1 protein-coding gene is annotated in these 2,886 nt (G+C 67.1%); it reads right to left on the bottom strand.

The genetic code is table 11. The annotated features are described in order from the left end of the window. A partial coding sequence (locus tag O7A70_RS33585) for an amino acid adenylation domain-containing protein (protein WP_337144173.1) occupies positions 1 to 2,886 on the bottom strand: 2,886 nt, incomplete at both ends.

Here is a 2,886-nt window from a genome sequence, read left to right as displayed (position 1 = left end):
GGTAGCGCGCCAGATCGCCGGTCCGGTAGAGACGGTCGCCCTCCACAAAGGGGCTGGCGATGAACCGCTGCGCCGTCAGCTCGGGCCGGTTCAGGTAGCCGCGCGCCACGCCTGCCCCGCCAATGTAAAGCTCGCCCACCGCCCCGAACGGCACCAGTGCCCCATGACCGTCCAGCAGGTAGATCCGCGTGTTCGCGATCGGACGGCCGATATGCGGCACAACGCTGTCACTGAAGAGCCGTCCCGAGGTTGCCACGACGCTAACTTCCGTCGGGCCATAGTTATTTATCAGCTTGAGAGGCGATGGTAGCAGGAGAGGCACACGCTGGAGACGATCCCCGCCAATGAGCAAGTACTGCAATCTGGCGTTTACCAGCTTGTCTTCCAGCACGAGTGTGGCCAGCGGCGTGATTAAGAAGGCAACATCCAAGGCTTGATCACGCCACCATTCTAACAGAAGGAGAGAATCCTCTGCTACCGCTCTGGGCGGGAGCAGCAATCTGCTACGATTGCATAATGCAGACCACAGCTCCCAGGTGCTGGCATCGAATGCCACGCCAGCGGTGAGTGTGCAGCGGGTTTCTGGTTGCCGACAAAACGTTTGCACATGCCATGCTGTAAGATTGGCCAAGCTCTGGTGCTCGACCATGACGCCCTTTGGCGTTCCGGTGGAGCCGGAGGTGTAGATGATGTAGGCGAGATGGCGCGAGGTGAGGCCGAGCGCGCGCGGGTCTGGATCGGACGCCGGCAGCCCGGCCCAGGCGGGGATGGCCGCATCCAGATCGACCACGCTCACATCGGCGAGCGCCTCGGTGCCGAGCGCGGCGCGGCCGGCCGCATCGCAAAGCAGCAGCCGCGGTGCGGCATCCTCGAGCACCTGGTTGAGCCGCGCGCTGGGATAGGCCGGGTCGAGCGGCAGATAGGCGCCGCCCGCCTTCAGGATTGCCAAGAGCCCGACCACCATGGCCGGGCCGCGCTCCAGGCAGATCGCCACCGGCTGGTCCGGCTTGACCCCGAGCCCGATCAGATGATGGGCCAGCCGGTTGGCGCGCGCGTTGAGCTCGCCATAGCTCAGCTCTTCGTCCTCATGGACCAGGGCGACGGCTTCGGGCGCGCGCCGGACCTGTTGCTCGAACAGTTCATGGATGCACATATCCGAGGGGTAAGGCGCCGCCGTGCGGTTCAGCTCTTCCAGCAGATAGGTGCGCTCGTCGGCCGGCAGGACGTCGAGCTCGCGCACCGGCTGGCCGGCATCGGCGACCATTGCCCGCAGCAGCGCCAGCAGATAACCGCGCTGCCGCTCGATCGTCGCCTGATCGAACAGCGCCGTGGCATAAGCAAACGTTCCGGCGATCTCCTCGCCGCACTCGCCAAGGCTCAGCTCCAGGTCGAACTTGACCTGGTCGTACCCCTCTCCCGCAGCCTCCACGTTCAGTCCGGGAAGATCGAAGGCCTCGACGGCCTCGTTCTGCCAGGCCAGCATCACCTGGAACAGCGGCGTGTGATCAAGATGCCGGGGCGGCTGCACGATCTCCACCACCTGCTCGAACGGCAGGTCCTGGTGCTCCTGCGCTGCCAAGGCCGTGCGCCGCGTCCGGTCCAACAGCTCCGCCACGCTCGGCTCGCCCGATAGGTCCAGCCGAAGCGCGAGCGTGTTGACGAAGAAGCCGATCAGCTCTTCGATCTCGCGGCTGCCGCGATTGGCGCTTGGCACGCCGATGACAAGGTCGTCCTGCCCCGACAGCCGCGACAGCACCGCAGCCCAGGCGGCCAGCACCGTCATGAACAACGTCGTGCCATGCTGCCGGCTCAGCCGCTTCAGCCCCCGCGTCAGCTCCGCGTCGAGGACGACCGCCACACTGGCGCCGGCAAACGACTGCCGCGCCGGCCGCGGCCGGTCGGTCGGCAGTGCAAGACGAGCAGGAGCCTCTGACAGGGCATCGCGCCAGTACTGTGCCTGGTTCGAGAGCCGCTCGCCCGACAGCCACTGTCGCTGCCAGGCGGCATAATCCGGGTACTGGATCGCCAGCGGCGGCAAAGGATCGTCTTCTCCGGCCACGAACGCCCGGTAGAGGCTGCTCAGTTCACGCACCAGCACGCCCAGCGACCAGCCGTCCGAGACGATGTGATGCTGCGTCAGCAGCAAGACGTGTTCCGCATCCGATATCCGGATCAGACGCCCGCGGATCAGCGGCCCGCGCGCCAGATCGAACGGCGTGCGCGCTTCCTCCTGGCACAGATCCAGAAGCGCCGCCTCGGCATCCGGCCGCCCGCGCAGATCGTGCTCGAGCACCGGCAGTCCCGCATCCGGCGGCAGAAGCTCGACCCGGGGCTTGCCCTCCGGTGCGACAAAGACACTGCGCAGCGCCTCGTGACGGGCAAACAGACGATCAAGGCTGCGCTGCCAGGCGGCCCGCTCGAGCCCACCACGCAGCCGCAAGGTCAGCGGCATGTGATAGTTGGTGCTGCCCGCGTCCAGCTGCGCCAAGAACCACAGCCGCTGCTGTGCAAATGACAGCGCAAGCGGCTCCTCGCGCGACACCGCCACGATCGCCGGCAGGTCGTGCGGACCGGCGCGGCTCAACTCTTCCACGATGCTTGCTGCCAGCTCCGCCAGCACCGGTTTGGCAAACAGTGTCGACAGCGGCAGTTCAACGCCAACAGCCCGCGACAGCCGGCTCAACAGCCGCACCGCCAGCAGCGAGTGACCGCCGAGCTCGAAGAAATGGTCGTGGCGTCCGACCCGCTCGACCCCCAGGAGCTCGGCCCAGATGCCGGCCAGCGCCGTCTCGACCGCGCCCTGCGGCGCCTCGTAGGCCGCCCGCGCATAGGCGTCGTCCTCGGGGACCGGCAGCGCCTTGCGGTCGAGCTTGCCGTTGGCCGTCA

This window comes from Mesorhizobium sp. Cs1299R1N1 (assembly GCF_037179655.1).
Taxonomy (GTDB): Bacteria; Pseudomonadota; Alphaproteobacteria; order Rhizobiales; family Rhizobiaceae; genus Mesorhizobium; species Mesorhizobium salmacidum.
The sequence above is the reverse complement of the archived record's forward strand: the minus strand, read 5'-3'. Positions and strand labels throughout refer to the sequence as shown.